The organism is Planctomycetaceae bacterium (assembly GCA_041398785.1).
Lineage (GTDB): Bacteria > Planctomycetota > Planctomycetia > Planctomycetales > Planctomycetaceae > JAWKUA01.
This window is the reverse complement of sequence record JAWKUA010000004.1, coordinates 342,418-360,476: the sequence shown is the minus strand read 5'-3', so window position 1 is coordinate 360,476 and position 18,059 is coordinate 342,418. Positions and strand designations below refer to the sequence as shown.

9 protein-coding genes are annotated in these 18,059 nt (G+C 59.5%); 8 read left to right on the top strand and 1 reads right to left on the bottom strand.

Translation table 11 applies throughout. From position 1 onward, the window contains the following. The first annotated feature begins 440 nt into the window (after positions 1 to 440). Both R3C19_06990 and R3C19_06985 read left to right on the top strand, forming a co-directional pair. Positions 441 to 6,725: a right-handed parallel beta-helix repeat-containing protein gene (locus tag R3C19_06990; GenBank protein MEZ6060089.1), complete on the top strand. Its 6,285-nt coding sequence runs from the start codon at positions 441 to 443 to the stop codon at positions 6,723 to 6,725. A gap of 85 nt (positions 6,726 to 6,810) precedes the next feature. Beyond that, on the top strand, positions 6,811 to 7,593 hold the full coding sequence (locus R3C19_06985; GenBank protein ID MEZ6060088.1) for a PEP-CTERM sorting domain-containing protein: 783 nt from the start codon (positions 6,811 to 6,813) through the stop codon (positions 7,591 to 7,593). A 28-nt stretch (positions 7,594 to 7,621) separates the two neighbouring features. Here R3C19_06985 and R3C19_06980 read toward each other — a convergent pair whose 3' ends face one another. Continuing rightward, complete coding sequence (locus tag R3C19_06980) at positions 7,622 to 8,860, bottom strand: class I SAM-dependent RNA methyltransferase (protein ID MEZ6060087.1); 1,239 nt, start codon at positions 8,858 to 8,860, stop codon at positions 7,622 to 7,624. Between the two features lie 222 nt (positions 8,861 to 9,082). On the opposite strand from R3C19_06980, the gene R3C19_06975 reads away from it, so the two are divergent. The 6 genes from R3C19_06975 (at position 9,083) to ptsP (ending at position 17,695) form a co-directional block, all read left to right on the top strand. Continuing rightward, entirely contained in the window at positions 9,083 to 10,537 is a 1,455-nt protein-coding gene (locus tag R3C19_06975; protein ID MEZ6060086.1) for an efflux RND transporter periplasmic adaptor subunit, read from the top strand. Between the two features lie 66 nt (positions 10,538 to 10,603). Next, positions 10,604 to 14,101: an efflux RND transporter permease subunit gene (locus R3C19_06970; GenBank protein MEZ6060085.1), complete on the top strand. Its 3,498-nt coding sequence runs from the start codon at positions 10,604 to 10,606 to the stop codon at positions 14,099 to 14,101. A gap of 315 nt (positions 14,102 to 14,416) precedes the next feature. After that, complete coding sequence (raiA, locus tag R3C19_06965) at positions 14,417 to 14,776, top strand: ribosome-associated translation inhibitor RaiA (protein MEZ6060084.1); 360 nt, start codon at positions 14,417 to 14,419, stop codon at positions 14,774 to 14,776. 74 nt (positions 14,777 to 14,850) lie between these two features. Next, complete coding sequence (locus tag R3C19_06960; GenBank protein ID MEZ6060083.1) at positions 14,851 to 15,327, top strand: PTS sugar transporter subunit IIA; 477 nt, start codon at positions 14,851 to 14,853, stop codon at positions 15,325 to 15,327. Between the two features lie 166 nt (positions 15,328 to 15,493). Then, positions 15,494 to 15,784: an HPr family phosphocarrier protein gene (locus R3C19_06955; protein ID MEZ6060082.1), complete on the top strand. Its 291-nt coding sequence runs from the start codon at positions 15,494 to 15,496 to the stop codon at positions 15,782 to 15,784. A 162-nt stretch (positions 15,785 to 15,946) separates the two neighbouring features. Further along, the gene (ptsP, locus tag R3C19_06950; GenBank protein ID MEZ6060081.1) at positions 15,947 to 17,695 is read left to right on the top strand and encodes a phosphoenolpyruvate--protein phosphotransferase; all 1,749 of its coding nucleotides are present in this window, start codon (positions 15,947 to 15,949) and stop codon (positions 17,693 to 17,695) included. Positions 17,696 to 18,059: the final 364 nt, after the last annotated feature.

The window sequence follows — 18,059 nt, the reverse complement described above, 5'->3', positions numbered from 1 at the left end:
CTCCCGGAATTGCGAGCTTAGCGGAAATATGCCTTTCGGACCGTTCCAAAATTCGGCGTGCCTGGTTGCGCGAATCACGGCAGGCGGGACATCCGGGACAGGGACAGCAAGCCGGCTTCGGTTTCCAGGCCCCTGCGTGCAAGAGAAGGCTGACGTCCTGCGGAGGCGATTGTCGTCCGGGGCAAACGGCAGCCGAAATCCCCTGCGGAAAACGCACTCCGTCCCGGCGGAGAAAACGACAGAGAAAAAACGAATGACGGGACCACGTTTTGGTTTGCAGGACCATTCAACATCCGCGCTCGACGGGCGGGGATGCAGCATCAGACACCGGAAAGGCGTCAAGTATGCATTTGACTCGCTGGCTGAACAGCCTTTGCGGCGCCGCGAACGGGCCGGGCAAGAAACGCAGGAATCTGCGGCGAAGTTTGCCGCATTCCGCGATGGCAGAGTCGCTTGAACTGCGCACATTGCTCGCAGCGAACCTTTCATTCGTCAGTGCGAAGCTGGTGGACGGCAATTTCGTCGATGCACCGTCTCCCACCGTCGGGGAACAACTGGGAGTTATGGTGACGTGGCAGACGGAAGATCTGCCCGCCGACACCAACTACCGCATCGACGTGTCAGTCGCAGGAGTTCCCGTCACGCGCACGGTCAACTTTGGTCATGGCCAGCCGGGAACAGGACTGTACTTCGCGACGTTTGTGGGCAACTTTGCCCGCAGCGGTACTCATACGGTCGACATCGCAATCGACGTCGACCACGCGATTGCCGAGACCGATGAAGGCGACAACACGGGATCCTTCACGTTCACGACGAATCCGGTTCCCGATCTGCCACAGCCGTTTGTGTTTCCGCTGGCCGGAACCTCCGGCGTCGACTGGGCGATCGGGAATTACCTGGACCTGGACCCGCGTGCGGGAACAGGCGCGGATTTCCGGGGCGGTCCGTTTCATTATGACGGACACCCTGGTGTCGATATCAGCCCGGCGAATTTCGCGGGCATTGATCGTGGAATCGCCGTGCTGGCGGCTGCGGATGGCGTTGTGACTGCCGTTCAGGACGGCAACCCGGACCGCGAATCCGGTTTCAGTCCGGTCAATCTGCCATCGAACTTTATCACCATCGACCATGGGAACGGCTGGCAGAGCCGCTACTTCCACGTGAGCCGCGACTCGATCACCGTTCAACCGGGCGATGTTGTTTCCCGCGGGCAGACAATTGCGCTGATGGGAAGTTCCGGTGCCAGCGCCGGGCTCGCGGGCGGACCACATCTGCACTTCGACGTATCACATTTCGGGCGGCTGATTGAAACGTTTCTTGCTCCTGTCCAGTACTACGTTGCGTCACTGCCCTACCAGGCGGACGCACCCCCGAGCATCCTGGACATCGCCGTCTCGAACTACAACGCGTTTGCCTCGCCGGATCCGGCGGAACGCATGTCGGCCGTGTCCGAATTTTCGCTGCTGGAAAATGACACGGCGGCACTGACGTACAACCTGTCGCACCTGCGGGACGGCGACACGGTCAGCGTGCGGTGGATCGCGCCGGACGGCAGTATTGCTCAGACGAACGGCTACACGCAGTCCGGCATTCGGCGGAATGGACTCGATCAGTGGGTCCTGGACGACCTTGTCTGGAAGACCAGGACGGGAACCTGGACCGTCGAGGTCGCTCTGGCCGGAGTCGTCAATGCAACAACTACGTTTGATGTCGTCGCTGGCCGCTCAGCACCGGAACTCCGTGTGCGTCAGAACGGTGAATTGATTCTGGACGGCCGCACGAGCGCCATTCCTTTTCCCGATGTGGCGGCCGGTGCAGTCGAACCAACACTGGACTTCGTCCTGGAAAACCACGGAGGCAGCAACCTGACGCTCAGCGGGCTGGAACTTCCGGCGGGGTTCTCGCTTGTCGGCGAGTTCCCGGCTGTTGTCGCTGCGGACGCTGCGGCCACGTTTACGGTGCAACTCGATTCTGCCGAGATCGGATACAAGCTGGGAGATATTCGATTCACGACGAATGATTCCAGCGAAGCGGACTACAACTTTCCCCTGGAAGGTTTCGTCACCGGAACGCGCCCCGCGGGTTCTCCGGACCTGACGTTCACGGGGCCGGCGGCCGTTGACTACGCGGCAGGAGGAACTCCCGTTGCCGTACTGCCAGAGGCGACGCTTGTCGACGCAGGAGCCACCACGTTTGGGGGCTCTCAACTGATTGCGCAACGAGTATCGCTGGCGAATTCACTCGACGGTCTCGCTATTCGCCATGAAGGCACGGGCAGCGGCCAGGTCGGAGTGTCGGGCAGTGACATTTCCTTTTCAGGTACGGTCGTCGGTTCCGTCGCTGCAGATACGGATAGATTGCTGGTGACCTTCAACGCGGTCGCGGATCTCACCGCCATTCAGGCTGTCGCGCGTGCCGTTGTGTACTCATCGGCAGACCTCTTATCGACAGCTCCGCGGACAGTGAGTCTCGAATTTGTGGATACCGACAACCTGTCCAGCGGACGCCTCTACCGCGAAATCGTCCCGGGAACGCCATCACTGTCACTTAGCATCTCAGACGCTTCCATCAGTGAGTCTGGTGGAGCATCCCACGCAACGGTCGTCCGCACCGGCAACACAGATCGGGAATTGGTCGTGACGCTGTCTTCGAACGACCTGTCGGAAGCGACAGTGCCGACCGCGGTCACAATTCCGGCCGGTCAATCGAGTGTCGAATTCACGATCACGGGAGTTGACGACCCGGATCTGGACGGAATTCAGACGGTAACAATTACGGCGTCTGCTGCCGGGTTCGAAGACGTGGCCAGTTCGATCGTCATTACCGACGATGAGATCGCAACTCCCTTTAAGGTCACCAACACAAGCGACTCCGGCCCGGGTTCTCTGCGTCAGGCGATTCTGGACGCGAATACAGCGAACGAACCGGCAATCATCACGTTTGCGATCCCCGATACGGATGGCGGTCTGATCGACATCGACGGCGGCAGCGGACTGGTCGGTGAAGATGCCGACGCAGACACGTTTCGGATCATGCCGACAACTGTGCTGCCGGCGATTAATAATGTGAACGGGCATCCGATCACGATCGACGCCACCAGCCAGCGAGCACTGACAGGCGACACCAACCCTCACGGTCCGGAAATCGAACTGGATGGCTCCGGCGTTGCCGCACCCGGGTCCATCGGAATTCTAATCACGGGCGACAACGTCCTTGTGCAGGGTATCACGGTTCACAGTTTCACGGGAACGGGCATTCTGGCGACCGCGTCAGCCGATGCGGTGCAGATCACCGGAAGCTATATCGGTACGGATTCAACAGGCCGAGCCGCCCGTGCCAACGGCCTGTTCGGAGTGGTCTTTGCGGGCGCGACGAATAGCCGGCTTGGAGGTCCGAATCCGTCTGATCGCAACGTCGTGGCAGGCAACGCAGTGCATGGCGTTGAGATCTCGTCGGGTGCATCCGGCATCACGCTGCAGAACAACTTTATCGGCGTCGACGCCGGGGGCAGCACGGGACTCGGCAACGGAGTGCTGGGAGTGTCCATCATCGACGGCGCGAACATCGCGATCGTCGGCGGCAATGTGATTTCAGGCAATGGAAGCGGCGGAATTCTGGTCACGGGCACGCACGGGGCGTACAGCCGTAATGTTCTGGTCAACGAAAATCACATCGGAACGAACGCGGCTGGCAACCTGGCGGTGCCAAATCTGGGTCCCGGCATCGACGTTGCGTCTGTCGCAGACATCACGATTGGCGGAAGTTCGGTCGTCGCCAATCTGATTTCCGGAAATGCACAGGACGGCGTTCGAATCCGCGGAACGGGAAACCGGAATGTTGAAGTCAGCGGCAACCTGATCGGCACCGATATCACGGGCACTGCAGACCTGGGGAATGGCCATAACGGCGTGCTGGCCCAGGCGACTCGCGAAGTCACAATCGGGGGAGCTCTGCCTGACAAACGGAATGTCATCTCCGGAAACGATTTTCGCGGCGTACTGATTTTCGACAACACCTATTCGTCCATCCTTCAGAACAATCTGATCGGGACAACGATCTCAGGTCACGCCCCGTTGCCCAACAGCTTCGAGGGCGTTCTTGTTGTGGTCGCCACTGATCTCGTTGTTGAGTCCAATACCATTTCAGGTAACGGGTTGCAGGGCATTCTCATTGATGAAGCCGGCTACAACCCGGTCGTTGTTGAATGGCCCGAAGCTCAGGGCGGCAATGGCCACTTTTACGTCGTTTCGCCCAAACGCACGTGGCTGGAAGCGGAGGCGGCTGCCGCGTTGCTCGGCACCCACCTGGCATCCGTGCAGGACGCCGCCGAAAACCAGTTTCTGGTGGATCAAGTTCTGGCAGTTCCGTCGTGGATCGGGTTGAGCGACCACGAGACCGCCGACTTCGAGTGGTCGTCGGGCGAAGCCGTGACATTCACAAACTGGGGTGCGACAGAACCCAACGGCGGGGGACTCGAAAACCACGCCGAGATCACGCTTTCCGGAGAATGGAACGATTTGCCTGAATTCTTCGATCGGCCGGCGATTCTGGAATTCACTGCTGCACCGGACCTGGATGCCCTGCGAGCGGCATTTGGCGACGTGACGATCTCCGATAACCTCATCGGTCTGGGAGCCGACGGAATTTCGGGCGCTGGAAACGGCGGTGCCGGTCTCGGGATTCAAAGAAGCAGCAGGGTACTGGTCCGCGGGAATACGATTGCCCACAACGTCGGTCCGGGCGCGGCCGCGTTCAACTCGGCTGAGCTGTCGTTCACAGGCAACCACATCGGTACAACTGCCGACGAAGCCGGCACCGCGGGAAACGCCAACCATGGTCTTGAGATTCGCAATTCGTCCCGAGTGACGGTCGGTGGCACAACGCAGGCCGAATCGAATCTGATCGCGGCAAACAACGGTGAAGGTATCCTGGTTTGGGACAACTCTTCCGATGTTGTCATCGCCGGCAACCGGCTGGGTTCGAATGGCAGTGCAACACCCGGGCTGGGCAATGCGGCTTCCGGAATTCGAGTCAGTGGCGCGTCGCGGGTCGTAATCGGAGGAAGTGAACTCGGTGCCGGCAATCTCATTTCCGGCAACCCGGTCGCTGGAATTCGCGTGACGGACAACAGTCAGTCGGTCACGGTGCTCGGCAATTCAATCCATGACAACGGTGGCCTGGGCATCGATCTGAACGACGACGGCCCGACGCTGAACGACCCGAGCGATGGCGACAGCGGATCCAACCAGCTTCAGAACTATCCATGGATTGATCCGTTGTTCGGCGGCGAAACATCGATCACCGGGTCACTGAACAGCACCCCCAGCGCGACTTTTCAGATTGAAGTGTTCGCGAATTTCGCCAGCGAGCTGTACGCGCAGGGTGAGTCATCGCTGGGAAAAGTCTCTGTCACCACAGATGCAAACGGAGATGCGACCTTCCAGGTGGCGGCATTGGTGGCCGGCGGCGTCCGCTACACGGCGACAGCGACGGACGCATTCGGAAATACGTCAGAATTCTCCCCGCCGGTAACGGCTGCTGAAGACGGCATTGCTCCAACCAGTCGAGCGCTGCGAACGACCACTGTCTTTCCGACGACCGCTGAGTTTCCGATCAAGATTCTGGGGTCCGACAATGTCGGCGGCAGTGGCATTGCAGAAATCGAGATCTACGTGTCTGTCAACGGCGGAGCCTGGTCGTTGTGGCAAGTCGTTTCGGCGACGGCGGGCGAGACTTCCGGCAGCTTTGAGACAACTGTCAGCTTCACCGGAACAAGCCGGTCGCTGTATCGCTTCTACACCCGAGCCGTCGACAATGCGGGCAACCGCGAACCCGACCCGAGGAGAGCCCAGGCGTTGTTCTATCTGCGGGACGTCGATGCGCCGCAGTCTCAGGTGGACAGCATTGAATTCGATGCCGACAGCGGACTGTTTACGCTCGGCTTCAGCGGCACCGACATCGGCGGCTCCATCGCCTGGTTCGATGTCTATCGGTCCATCGACGGAGCCGCGCCGGTCCGCGTTGCACGTGTCCGCGGACCTGCGTCGGGCACAGTGCAGGTTGCAGGTCTGCCGGGAACCCATACGTATCGCTTTTACACAATCGCCACGGATTCGAGCAACCTGATCGAACCGGATCCCGGTCCACTGGAGGACATCGTCACGACCGCGACCTACACTCCGACACTCGCACCCGAGATCGTCGCCTTCGATGTTCAGAATCAATCGGAGCAGCGTTCATACGTCACCACGCTGCAGCTGACATTCTCAGCGGAAGACGGCCTCGACGAACTTACCACCGCGGCAGGTACACGCATCCGGCTGGTCAGCCAGGGTCTAAACGGAACAGAAACCAGTCCGGTGGACCTGACCTCGGCCACCTTCGTCCGCAACGGCCGCACATTGACCATCCATTTCGGCTCAAGCGGTCTGCAGGTGGACGGTATCTATACGCTGCGACTCAACGTCGACAACGCCGGGACTGGTGCCGATGAATTTGAAGTGTCCCGCCGTTTCCACCGACTGCAGGGCGATGCCGACGGCGATGGTGATGTCGATCTCGACGACGTGCAACTGGTGCGGCGCGCAATGATTGCCCGCACCAACGATCGCGAAGCGGATCTGAATGGCGATGGCATTGTGTCGATTCTCGACTACTTGTTTGCGGCCAGGAACCTCGGCGCTTCACTGGATCCTATCGAACAGCGGTTCGACCTCGACGATTAGGCAACTGTCGCAGGCTCCACGTTCGTCACAGTTGCAACACCTGTCCCCGAATCAGTCCCGGGCCGGGACACTAAGGTAAATTAAGATGATGAAACGATTTCTTTCAGCAATTCTGTTCCTGGTCGTCCAATCCGCCGCGAACTCGACGCAGGCCGACCTGGTGGTGAGCCTGTTTCGGACGGGCGACATCACGAGAAGTTCGTCGTGGTCGGTAACACCCGGCGAAGTTTTTTCGATCGACGCGGAGATTCACAGCACGTCGCCATTGCCGGGCGATCTGTTGAATTCGTACTTCGCGGAATTCACATCGACACCGCTCGATGCATCTGCCGCTCTGTTTACCGATCAGTTTTCCGTCGCGCCGTATCGGAATTCTGCAGCAGACTACGTGTTTGGCGACGCAGAAGTTTTGGGCGGCGTGACTTCATCATCGTTCCTCAGCGTGTTTGACGGAGCATTGCCGGGAATCTCTGACGTGACCATCGGCTCGACGCCGCTGCTTCTTGCCCGGATGGAACTGGTTGCCGACATCACCGGGACGCCGGGGGACCGCGTCGTGATCGAACTCGATACGTCGGCCACCGCACTGACGACGTTTCTGTCCGGCTCGCTGACTCCGGTCAACATCGCGTCGGCAACTCCGGCCACGGTCACGTTTTCAGCCGTGCCGGAACCGTCCACGGTCCTGCTGCTGGTTGCCGGCACCATGTTCGTGGTCGCCGGAAAAGTCGGGCGGCGAGGAATTTTCCGATCCAGGCAGATCGCAGGATCTCAAAGTGTGCCCCCAATCTCCGAGCTGGCCGTCAGCAACCCGGAAGAGGCCGCCAACGACCTGCCAATGCCCGCATGGTCGGCAGCCGCCAGGTGAAGCCGAGGCCCATTGCCTTATCACCATGCTACTGATCTTCACCAGACGCGTCGTCACCAGAATAGGAGCTGCCTGAAGTAGTTCCGGCATCCGGATTGGATTCGGCCTCACTGTCGGCGTCGGATCGCAATTCGGCAGGTGGTGGTGGCGGGCCGGGGTATTGGTAGTACTGGCATTCCAGGCGGCCGTTGTAGAGCTTTCTTCTCCGTGGAGCCCGGCGGCCGAAGTGTTTTTCGAACCAGCGGTTGGACGTCAGCACGTAGATGCTCCAGGTATCCAGCGGTGCGAACACGCGGCCCATTTCGCGGTAGACGGCTTCGACTTCTTCGGCTTCTCCCAGGCGTTCGCCGTACGGTGGATTTGTGATGATGCAGCCGTAGTCGCGCGTCAGCCGCAGTTCGCTGACTTCCTGGCATTCCAGGCGGACATCGGTGCTGACGCCGGCTTCGGTGACGCTGTGTCTGGCGATCCGGATGGCTTTGGGATCGTGATCGCACGCCAGAATCGGAACGGGCAGTTTTGGCAGACGTTTGTCTTTGGCTTCGGCGCGAGCTTCGCGGAAGTGTTTTCGATCGAACCATGGCCAGTCTTCGCAGATGAAGGACCGGCCGAGTCCTGGAGCGATGTTGCGTCCGATCATGGCGGCTTCGATGGGGATTGTTCCGCTGCCGCAGAACGGATCAACCAGCGGACGATCGCGGTTCCAGTAGCTGATCTGGACCAGTCCGGCGGCCATGGTTTCCCGCAGAGGCGCAGCGCCGGCGACTTCGCGGTAGCCGCGTTTGTGCAGCCCGTCGCCTGTGGTGTCGATGGTCAGCGTCGCCGTGTCTTTCAGCAGCGACACTTCGATGGGAAACTCCGCCCCGGTTTCTTCAAAACGAAATCGGTTGTACTTCTTCTTCAGGCTCTCGACGATGGCCTTCTTGGTCGCTCCCTGAACCTTCGGGACGGCTCGCAACTGAGAACGCACACTACGACCGCTGACCGGAAATTTCGCGTCGACGGGCAGCAGATCGGGCCAGGGCAGGGCGATGGTCTGATCGAAGAGCTGCCCGAAGTCGCGGGCCGGGAATTCGCCGACCTGAATCAGCAGCCGATCGGCGCTGCGCAGCCACAGATTGCAGCGGGCGATGTCGATTTCATCGCCGGAAAACAGCACTCGGCCGTCAGAAACCTGAGAATCCTCGTAGCCAAGGTCTTTCAGTTCCCGTGCGACGACATTTTCCAGGCCGAAGGTGCTGGTGGCGATCAATTTGAAACGTGGCATCAGGTTAGCTCTGGCTGCGGACGCAAAGCGACGTACACTGGTGGAACGGCCCGCAGCTTCTCACGGGACCGCAAATCAGCGGTAATTCGCTGATTGATTGCCGATTCCGCGGCAGAATGCGGTCGGGTAAAACCAGCGGGACGGATTGGACGGAGGCAGTTTCCGTCTGTCAACGCACGAGCTCCGCAATACAACCTTCCTCTTTAGACTCAGCCTACCGCGATGCTGAACCGCAAGTTCCTTCAACATAGTTCGTCATTACAACCACTCAAACTGACAGCCGCCACGTTTGAAACCGGCCTGGAACTCCCGGGACTTCTGTCGAATGGGCTGCCGTCGCATGGACTTTTGGCGATTCTCGCGCTGTGCTTCTCAATTGCCGGCTGCGGATCCGGTGCCGATGTTGCCAAGGCTGACGGTGTGGCGGACGCGGCGGCCGGCGGACCACCGCCAGCGCTGGTGCGTGTGGCCGATGTCATCCAGGACCGGGTTTCTCCGCGATTGATGGTGGTCGGCACGGTACGTCCTCGCCATACGAGCATTGTGGCATCGGGTTCGGACGGTGTGGTCGAGGAGTTTTCCGTCGAAGAGGGCGACTTTGTGAAGACCGGGACGGTGCTTTCGCGGCTGAGGATGAAGTCAACCGACCTGGACCTGGACGAACAGCGAGCCATTCTTGCGGAACACGAGGCGATGTATCAGGAGAGCCAGTCTCCGCGTCCCGAAGTTGTGGAGGAGGCCATGGCGCGTCAGAAAGTCGCGGAGGCGACTCTGGCGAACGCTGATCGTCGACTGAACGAACTTCGCGAACTTCAGAAACGCAACGCGGCGATTCCATCGGAAGTGGAGGACGCCGAAGACCGGCTGGATGAAGCAAAGCAGAATCTGGCCGCGGCGAAGGCCGTGCATCAACTGGCCGCGGCGGGTGTTCGCCAGGAAGCCCGGCTGCAGGCGAAGGCTCGGCTGGAAGCGCAGCAGATGCACGTTGCGTTTCTGGAATCCGAAAAGGAAAAGCGGACCACGCTGGCTCCGTTCGACGGTTTCGTCGTGCAGGAACACACGTATGACGGTCAGTGGCTGGCAAAGGGCGCCCCTGTGGTCACGCTGGCGCAACTGGATGAAGTTGACGTACACGTTCAGGTCGACCAGGAATTCATCGGCCAGATTCACCCCGGCGATGACGTCAGTGTCCGAATTCCGGGAACGGCGCCGCGGCAGTGGACGGGCCGCGTCCGTTCGATCGTGCCGCGCACGGAATGGCAGGAAGGGTCTCGAAGTTTTCCGGTGATCGTGCGGATCGCGAACCGGTTTTCCGAAGCCGGCGGGACGCGAATCCCCGAGCTGCGTGAAGGTATGATGGCGGAAACGGAGTTCTTCGGTGACGAAGTCGATGCCGTCCTGGTTCCCAAGGACGCGCTGGTACGGACGTCTCGCGGCACGTTTGTGTTTGTCCTGAATCCCGTGAAGGACAATGAACCGCCCAGCGTCAGCATGATTGTGGTGGAAACCGGTGTCAGCCGCGAGGAACTGATTCAGGCGACGGCAGACGATCTGAAGCCGGGAATGCAGGTTGTCACGGAAGGTGCCGAACGACTGCGGCCGTTCCAGGCGGTCAGGGTGCTGGAGCAGTCCAACGCTGAGGATTCCAGTCCCGCCAAAGCGCCGGAAGGCCGTTGACTGGTTCCTGCGCCGCACAAGCTTCGCCACATCCAACAGCGATCCCCGTACACGAGAACAAATGCCGTGAACTTCATTCGTCTGTCCATTGAGAATCCGGTCAAGGTCACGGTCGGCGTGTTTCTGATCGTCCTGTTCGGCGGGATCGCTTATTTCGGCACACCGGTGCAGTTAACACCGGACGTGATCGAACCACAGATCACCGTTACAACACTGTGGCCCGGAGCCAGCGCTCAGGAGGTGGAGCGGGAGATCATCGACGAGCAGGAAGAGCAGCTGAAAAGCGTTGAAGGACTTGACGAGTTCACCAGTGAAAGCGCCGACAGCAGCGGCACGATCGTGATGAAGTTTCCGGTCGGCACCGAACTCGCCGACGCGCGGGCTCGTGTTGCCGAAAAACTGAACCAGGTGCCTCAGTATCCGCCGGACGCTCGCGAACCCACCATCACCAGTGTCGACGCGAACGCCAATGCGGTGGCATGGTTCATCCTGTCTCCCGTGCCTCCAACGCGGGAAGATCTGCAGAACCTGGCCGATCAGCACCCGGAACTGGCCGGACCGCTGGACGGCATGATTCGCGGGCAGGAGCGGATCAGTCTGGTGAAGCTGAATTCGATGGTCCCGGAATTCCCGGTGCTGGAGACATTTTCGCTGGGCCGCAACAACCCGGCCCTGATGCGGAAATTCGCAGAGGAATTCATCGAATCGGCGTTTGAACGCGTGCCCGGAATCGCAAACGCCAACGTCCTGGGAGGACAGGAACAGGAATGCCGCGTCATCGTCAGCCCGACGCGACTGGCTGCTTTCGGCGTGACATTCGATCAGCTCCGCAGCGCCCTTCAGGGCCAGAACCAAAACACGTCCGCCGGGGACATTCAGGAAGGAAAGCTGCGAAACGTCGTGCGGACGCTGGGTCAGTTCCAATCGCCTGAACAGATCGAAGAAACCATCATCGCCTACCGCGACAGTGCTCCGATCAGAGTCGGCGACGTCGCGACGGTGCGCATCGACTACAAGAAACCTTCCGGAGTCGTCCGGCAGATGGGACTGAGCGCGCTGGCGATCAATGCTCAGCAGGCACCGGGAACGAATCTGAAGGAAATCATGGGACCGCCGCGCGAACAACTGGACCGCGACGGGGATGGCGAAATTACCGCCCTGGAACTGGCTGAGTCGGAACGCATTTTCGGAAACAATCTGCGGATCGCCGCTGAGGAACTGAACCTGGGTGTCCTGAAGCAACACGGACTGCGGCTGGACCAGGTGTACGACCAGACGCTGTATCTCGATTCGGCCACGGAACTCGTGACCAACAATGTCTACCTTGGCGGATCTCTGGCGGTACTGATTCTGCTGCTGTTCCTGCGAAGTGTGCGATCCGTCCTGATTGTCGGGCTGGCCATTCCCATCAGCGTCATCGGTACCTGCCTGTTCGTTCGAATCTTCGACCGCAGCATCAACGTCATCAGTCTTGCGGGAATGGCATTCGCGGTCGGCATGGTGGTCGACAACGCCATCGTCGTGCTGGAGAACATCTACCGCCACTACCAGATGGGAAAGCCGCCGCGGGAAGCGTCGATGAAGGGAGCACAGGAAGTCTGGGGAGCGGTACTGGCCTCAACCCTGACAACGCTGGCCGTGTTTGTGCCGGTGATTTTCGTTGAGGGACAGGCCGGGCAGTTGTTTCGGGACATCGCCATCGCCATCAGTTGCGCCGTTGGACTTTCGCTGCTTGTCAGCGTGACCGTGATTCCCGCCGCGGCATGCCGCGTCCTGCGCAGCCAGCGTACGGAAGCGGAGCGAATCGAAGAAGACAACGCTCAACTGGGCTTCGGCTTAAAGGGCCTGTTCGGACTTGCAAGGTTCTTCAGTTGGGGCACCGACAGGTTCGCGGCACTGACGTACCGGCTTCTGTCACTGAAGGGAAGCTGGCTGGTGCGACTGGCGATCGTGGCAGTGTTCGTCGTCGGATCGCTGGTACTTAGCGAAGTTCTGTTGCCGGACACGGAGTATCTGCCGAACGGGAATCGCAATCTGATCATCGCGATCCTGCTGCCGCCTCCGGGGTACAACGTCGATCAGATGATCAGGCTGGGAGAAAAGATCGAAAACGACGTCGCTCCGTACTGGCTGGGCACCGCCGGCGATGATGCCCCGGCGATCGACAGCTTCTTCTTCGTCGCTCGCGGGCGAATGCTGTTCATGGGTGCCCGCGCCGTGGACGAACTGCAGGCGGAAGCACTGATCCCGATTCTGTCCAAAGCCGCGGCGGCTCAGCCCGGCGTCATTCCGATCGTCAGCCAGGCCAGTCTGTTCGAAAGCGCGATCAGCGGCGGCCGGACAATCGACCTGGAAATCACCGGGCCGGACCTGGAAGTACTGGTTACGGAAGCACAAAAGGCGTTCGGCCTGGCGATGCAGAAATTTCCCATGACGGAAGGCAATCAGATTCGGCCGATCCCGGGACTTGATCTTTCCAGCCCGGAACTGCACGTGGTCCCCAACCCCAAAAAGGCCGCGGAACTGGGTGTCACGGCGGCAAGCCTGGGATATACCGTCAACGCTCTGGTCGACGGTGCCTATGCCGGCGATTATCAGCACAACGGCAGGCGCATCGACCTGTCCATCTACGGGGAAGATGAATATGCAAGCCGAACTCAGGATGTCGCGAACCTGCCGATTCGTACGCCGCTGGGAGAAACCGTCCCGCTGTCGGCAATCGCTGACGTGCATCTGAGCCGTGGTCCGGAACAGATCAATCACACAGAACGGCTGCGATCCATCACGATTCAAATCAAGCCGGGTCCGCACATTCCACTGGAAGGGGCGCTGCGGACGGTGGAAAAGGAGATTCGCCAGACCCTGATGCAGTCGGACGTTTTTCAGTCCGGGCTTTATCAGATTCGGCTCGCGGGCACAGCGGACAAACTGGCTGACACCTGGTTCGAACTCAAATGGAATCTGGTGCTGGCGGTTGTTCTGACGTATCTGCTGATGGCCGCTCTGTTTGAAAGTTTCCTTTATCCGACCGTGATCATGACCAGCGTGGCACTGGCACTTGTCGGCGGTCTGATCGGCCTGGCGCTGCTGAACGTGTTCACGTACCAGGCGCTGGACATGCTGACGATGCTGGGCTTTGTGATCCTGATCGGAACCGTGGTCAACAATGCCATTCTGATTGTTCACCAGGCACTGATTCTGATGCGGGAAGACGGGATGGATTCCGCGGCCGCAGTTTCCGAAAGCGTCAGAACCCGAGTTCGCCCGATTTTCATGAGCACCCTGACAACGGTGCTGGGAATGCTGCCGCTTGTCGTTTCGTTTCCAACGTATGTCAATGGCAAGTGGCTGTGGATCGGTGGTGCCGGCAGCGAACTGTACCGGGGACTGGGAAGCGTCGTTCTGGGCGGATTGATCGTGTCGACGCTGTTTACGCTCGTGCTGGTGCCGATGGGTTTCAGCCTGATGGTGGACGCTCAACTGGCGATTCGAGCCCGGCTGGCGAGAGTTCGCACCCCGGCTCCGGCGGCTTCACCCCGACAGCCCACCGGCGACGCCGTTTAGACCCTGCATTGCCGGAAATTCCGCCGGTTGGCGGCGTCAGGTGTTCGGGAATTCCCTGAGCATTGTGTTTCAGAACGCGATTCCCGGAGGAAGATTCGTTGAGTGCTTTCCTTCGCGGAATCACCTCACTAGAATCGCGCCGCATTTGAACCTGTCGATGGACGCTGGCAGTGCCGGCAAATCGGGAGCGCGGTCCGCGCCGTGACGACTTTCGAAACGGCTGACCCCGCCAGACATCCTGTCTTTGCTCCCGGCGGGGAACCATTGCCCGCGTCACAAGACCTCACCGAGATGATTCCGGAAGGATAACCCAGAATGCAGGTTGCGATTACCTGTCGTCATGGAAGTGTTAAGCAGGATCTGCGTGATTACATTTCCGCCAAATCAGAAAAGCTGGTCCGGTACCTGGACCAGGTCAGCGAAATTGACGTGACGCTCGACTTTGAAGACGGCCGTGTCAACGTGGAAATGCTGGTGGAGATCGAAGGATATCACACGATCGTCGCCCACGTGGAAGGAGACGACGCCAGAGCGGCGTTTGACCGCACGCTGAACAAGATGGAGCACCAGGTTCATCGGTACAAGGAAAAGCTGCGCGACCATCGCCAGAAGAAGCCGCTGAAGGAAGTTGCTTCCGCCGAACCGGCCGAGGCAGATGAAGGTGAAGAAGAATAACACGCGGAACTGATTCTGCGGCACGGGGGTGTCGCACGCTGGTTTTCACATGGTATTGGAGTGAAAGTAACGCAATGAAGTTGACCGATTTCGTCGTCAAAGAGGCGATTGTTCCCGATCTCAAAGCCACTTCGAAAGAGGAGGCCATTCGCGAGATGATCGGCAGCCTGAAGGCTCAGGGAACGATCAGGGATGACGACGCGGAAGCCGTTGTCGCGGCCATTCTGAAGCGCGAGGAATTGGGGTCGACGGGGATTGGCAACGGCGTTGCCGTCCCGCACACGAAACATCCGTCCGTCGATCGGCTGGTGGCGACCGTCGCGATTTCGCATTCCGGCGTGGATTTTTCCAGTCTCGACGGTGAGGACGTATTTATTCTGATTCTGCTGGTGTCACCTCCTGATCGGCCTGGCGATCACCTGCGAGGACTGGAAAATATTTCGCGGCACCTCCGCAGCCAGGATTTCTGCAACTTTCTGAAGCAGTCGTCGGCCGTGAAGGATATCTGGGAACTGCTGACCGAAGCTGACGACCGCGAAGATGCGTCCTGAACCATTGCAGCGATGGGTTCATGGTCAGTTTCAGTAAGCATCTTCCCGCGAATCAGGCAGAGTTCGCGGCCTGTTGATGGCGGACGCAGAACCGCGATCAAACGGATTGGCGAACGGCAGATTCGGATTCAACGCCCGGACTTCGGTCGCAGCGGGAGGTTTCGTGATGGACGGAACGGCAACAACACGGCGCAGCGTAACGCTGGGAATCAAGAATGGACTGCATTTATCGCCGATTTCCCGGCTCGTGCAGGCGGCTTCGCAGTGCTCGTCGGCCATCCGCATTCGGTTCGACGACAAGGTCGCCGATGCGAAATCCGTGTATGATCTGATGCTGTTGGGAGCCACTCACGGAGCCCCGCTGGAAATTGAAGCGGACGGAGATGACGCCGAAATCGCGATTGCAGTTGTCGCCGCTATTCTTGACGGGACCGTTGCTGCGCCGCTGTCTGAGTAGTGGAGATTCCCAACAACGCAGGTCGGGCACGGGAGTCACCGTCCGATGTCCTGCAAGAGTCTCGGGCCAGTCAAGCGCGAAGCGGTAGTAGTGCGGTACCAGAAGTTCGCAAATCCCCTTACAAAAGGCTGAGTCAGGCCGTTGCCGTCAGCCGTGAGTGTTATGCAGGTTCGAAACGGAATTGCAGTTTCTCCGGGAGTTGTTGTCGGGCCGGCCCTGGTGCTGGGATCCGAAGATTTTCGCATCCCCAGAAAGTACGTCAGCAGCGACGCCGTCGAAGCCGAAGTCTCCCGGTTCCACAACGCCCTGAAAAATGCGTGTTCTGAGATCGAGAGCAATGAGGTTCTCGTTGCCGACCAGCTTGGTTCGCAGTATGCCGCGATCTTTTCCGCACACCTGCAGATGGCGCGTGACCCGCGCCTGACGGGGAAAGTGGAAGAACTAATCCGCGCGTCCCACAATTCTCCCGAGTTTGCCGTCAGCCGCGTGCTGGGACAGTTCGCCGAACAGATGCGAAATCTGGGAGACCCGTATCTCGCGGAACGAGCGCTGGATATCTACGACCTGGAACGCCGACTGCTGCGTCAGCTGCTTGGACAAAGCCGCGAAGAACTGCGAAGCCTGCGTGCTCCCGTCATTATCCTGGCGCACGACCTGACTCCGGGTGAGACAGCGACACTAAACACCGAATTTGTGCTGGGGTTCGGTACGGAAGTCGGCGGACGGACCAGCCACACGGCTATTCTTGCCGGGGCACTGGCGATCCCCGCGGTGGTCGGACTTGGCCGCTGCCTTGTCGGCGTTTCCGGCGGGGAAACCGTTATTCTGGACGGTGACCATGGACAAGTCATCATCGACCCGGACGAGGCGACGCTGGAAAAGTACCGCACCAGTCAGGCTAATAACCTGCGAATTCGCGAGAGGCTGGAATCGATCAGGAATACCGAAGCCAGAACACTGGACGGCGAGCCCATACGAGTCTACGGCAACATCGAGTTTCCCGAGGAAGTCGAACAGTGCATCAATCGAGGGGCCGACGGAATCGGCCTGTATCGAACGGAATTCCTGTATCTCAGCGGCTCCCAAGTGCCGACTGAAGAGGATCACTACAACGCTTATCGCCGTGTCATTCAGGCGTGTGGCAATCGTCCCGTGGTCATCCGAACTCTGGACATCGGTGCCGACAAGGTCCCCGTCAAACTGCGGGACCGGTTCGTCGGCAGCCAGAACCCAATGCTGGGGCTTCGCAGCATCCGGCTGAGCCTGCAGAGCACCGCACTTTTTAAGGTTCAGTTGCGGGCGATCCTCCGGGCCGCCGTTCATGGAAATGTTCAGGTCATGTTTCCACTCGTGGCCACACTGCTGGAGTTTCGTCAGGCGCGAATGATCCTGATGGACGTCATGGAAGATCTGGAAGACGAGGGTGTGGAATTCCAGCGCGACGTACCGGTGGGAATGATGGTGGAAGTCCCGTCGGCCGTGGTACTTGCTGAGGAATTTGCGAGAGAAGTCGACTTCTTCTCGATTGGTACCAACGACCTGATTCAATACACTCTCGCCTGTGACCGCTCCGATCCCTCAGTGGCCCACCTGTACCGATCGGGCGACCCGGCCATTCTGAGACTCCTGAAAATGGTGCTTCAGGCCGGCAGGAAACACAATAAACCCGTAAACGTCTGCGGGCAGATGAGTTCTGACCTGCGATTTGTTCCGTTGTTACTGGGGCTGGGCCTGCGACACCTGAGCGCCACGCCACAGGCAATTCCGGGACTGAAGGAAGTGATCCGAAATCTGTCGATTCCGGACGCTGAACGAATCGCACAGCACGCCTGTTCGCTGGACCTGGCACGGGACGTCGAACACTACCTGCTGGGAGAACTAAGCCGAATCTGCCCGGATCTTGTTGTCTAGAGCCCGGAGAACGAATCCATTTGACCGGCCGGTCAGTAACCGGCCATTTTTGAAACATGAGCGAACATCGCGTTCTGCAAATCCTGTCACCTGAAATCCCCTCATCAGATCCAGATGCTGTGCCAGCCAGGCCGGAGGCCGAAATGACAAAGCTTTACGGCCCCGTCAATACGCCGGTGCGCTGGCCGCGTTTGAAAATCTGTGTGAAACCTGTTCATGATATGGGGGAATCTACCTGAAACAGCATCGCTTGCCGTTGCCGGCACTCATTGCCGGCTCCGCCACCCGGATTTCCCGAAAATCGCCGATTGCACCAGGCAAACGCCGCGCGGGAAGCGTCGGACACGGATATCGGTCATTCATA

Coding starts and splice junctions, on each gene's coding strand:
- R3C19_06990 (MEZ6060089.1), top strand. CDS start 441: ATGGCAGAGTCGCTTGAACTGCGCACATTGCTCGCAGCGAACCTTTCA.
- R3C19_06985 (MEZ6060088.1), top strand. CDS start 6,811: ATGATGAAACGATTTCTTTCAGCAATTCTGTTCCTGGTCGTCCAATCC.
- R3C19_06980 (MEZ6060087.1), bottom strand. CDS start 8,860: ATGCCACGTTTCAAATTGATCGCCACCAGCACCTTCGGCCTGGAAAAT.
- R3C19_06975 (MEZ6060086.1), top strand. CDS start 9,083: ATGCTGAACCGCAAGTTCCTTCAACATAGTTCGTCATTACAACCACTC.
- raiA (MEZ6060084.1), top strand. CDS start 14,417: ATGCAGGTTGCGATTACCTGTCGTCATGGAAGTGTTAAGCAGGATCTG.
- R3C19_06960 (MEZ6060083.1), top strand. CDS start 14,851: ATGAAGTTGACCGATTTCGTCGTCAAAGAGGCGATTGTTCCCGATCTC.
- R3C19_06955 (MEZ6060082.1), top strand. CDS start 15,494: ATGGACGGAACGGCAACAACACGGCGCAGCGTAACGCTGGGAATCAAG.
- ptsP (MEZ6060081.1), top strand. CDS start 15,947: ATGCAGGTTCGAAACGGAATTGCAGTTTCTCCGGGAGTTGTTGTCGGG.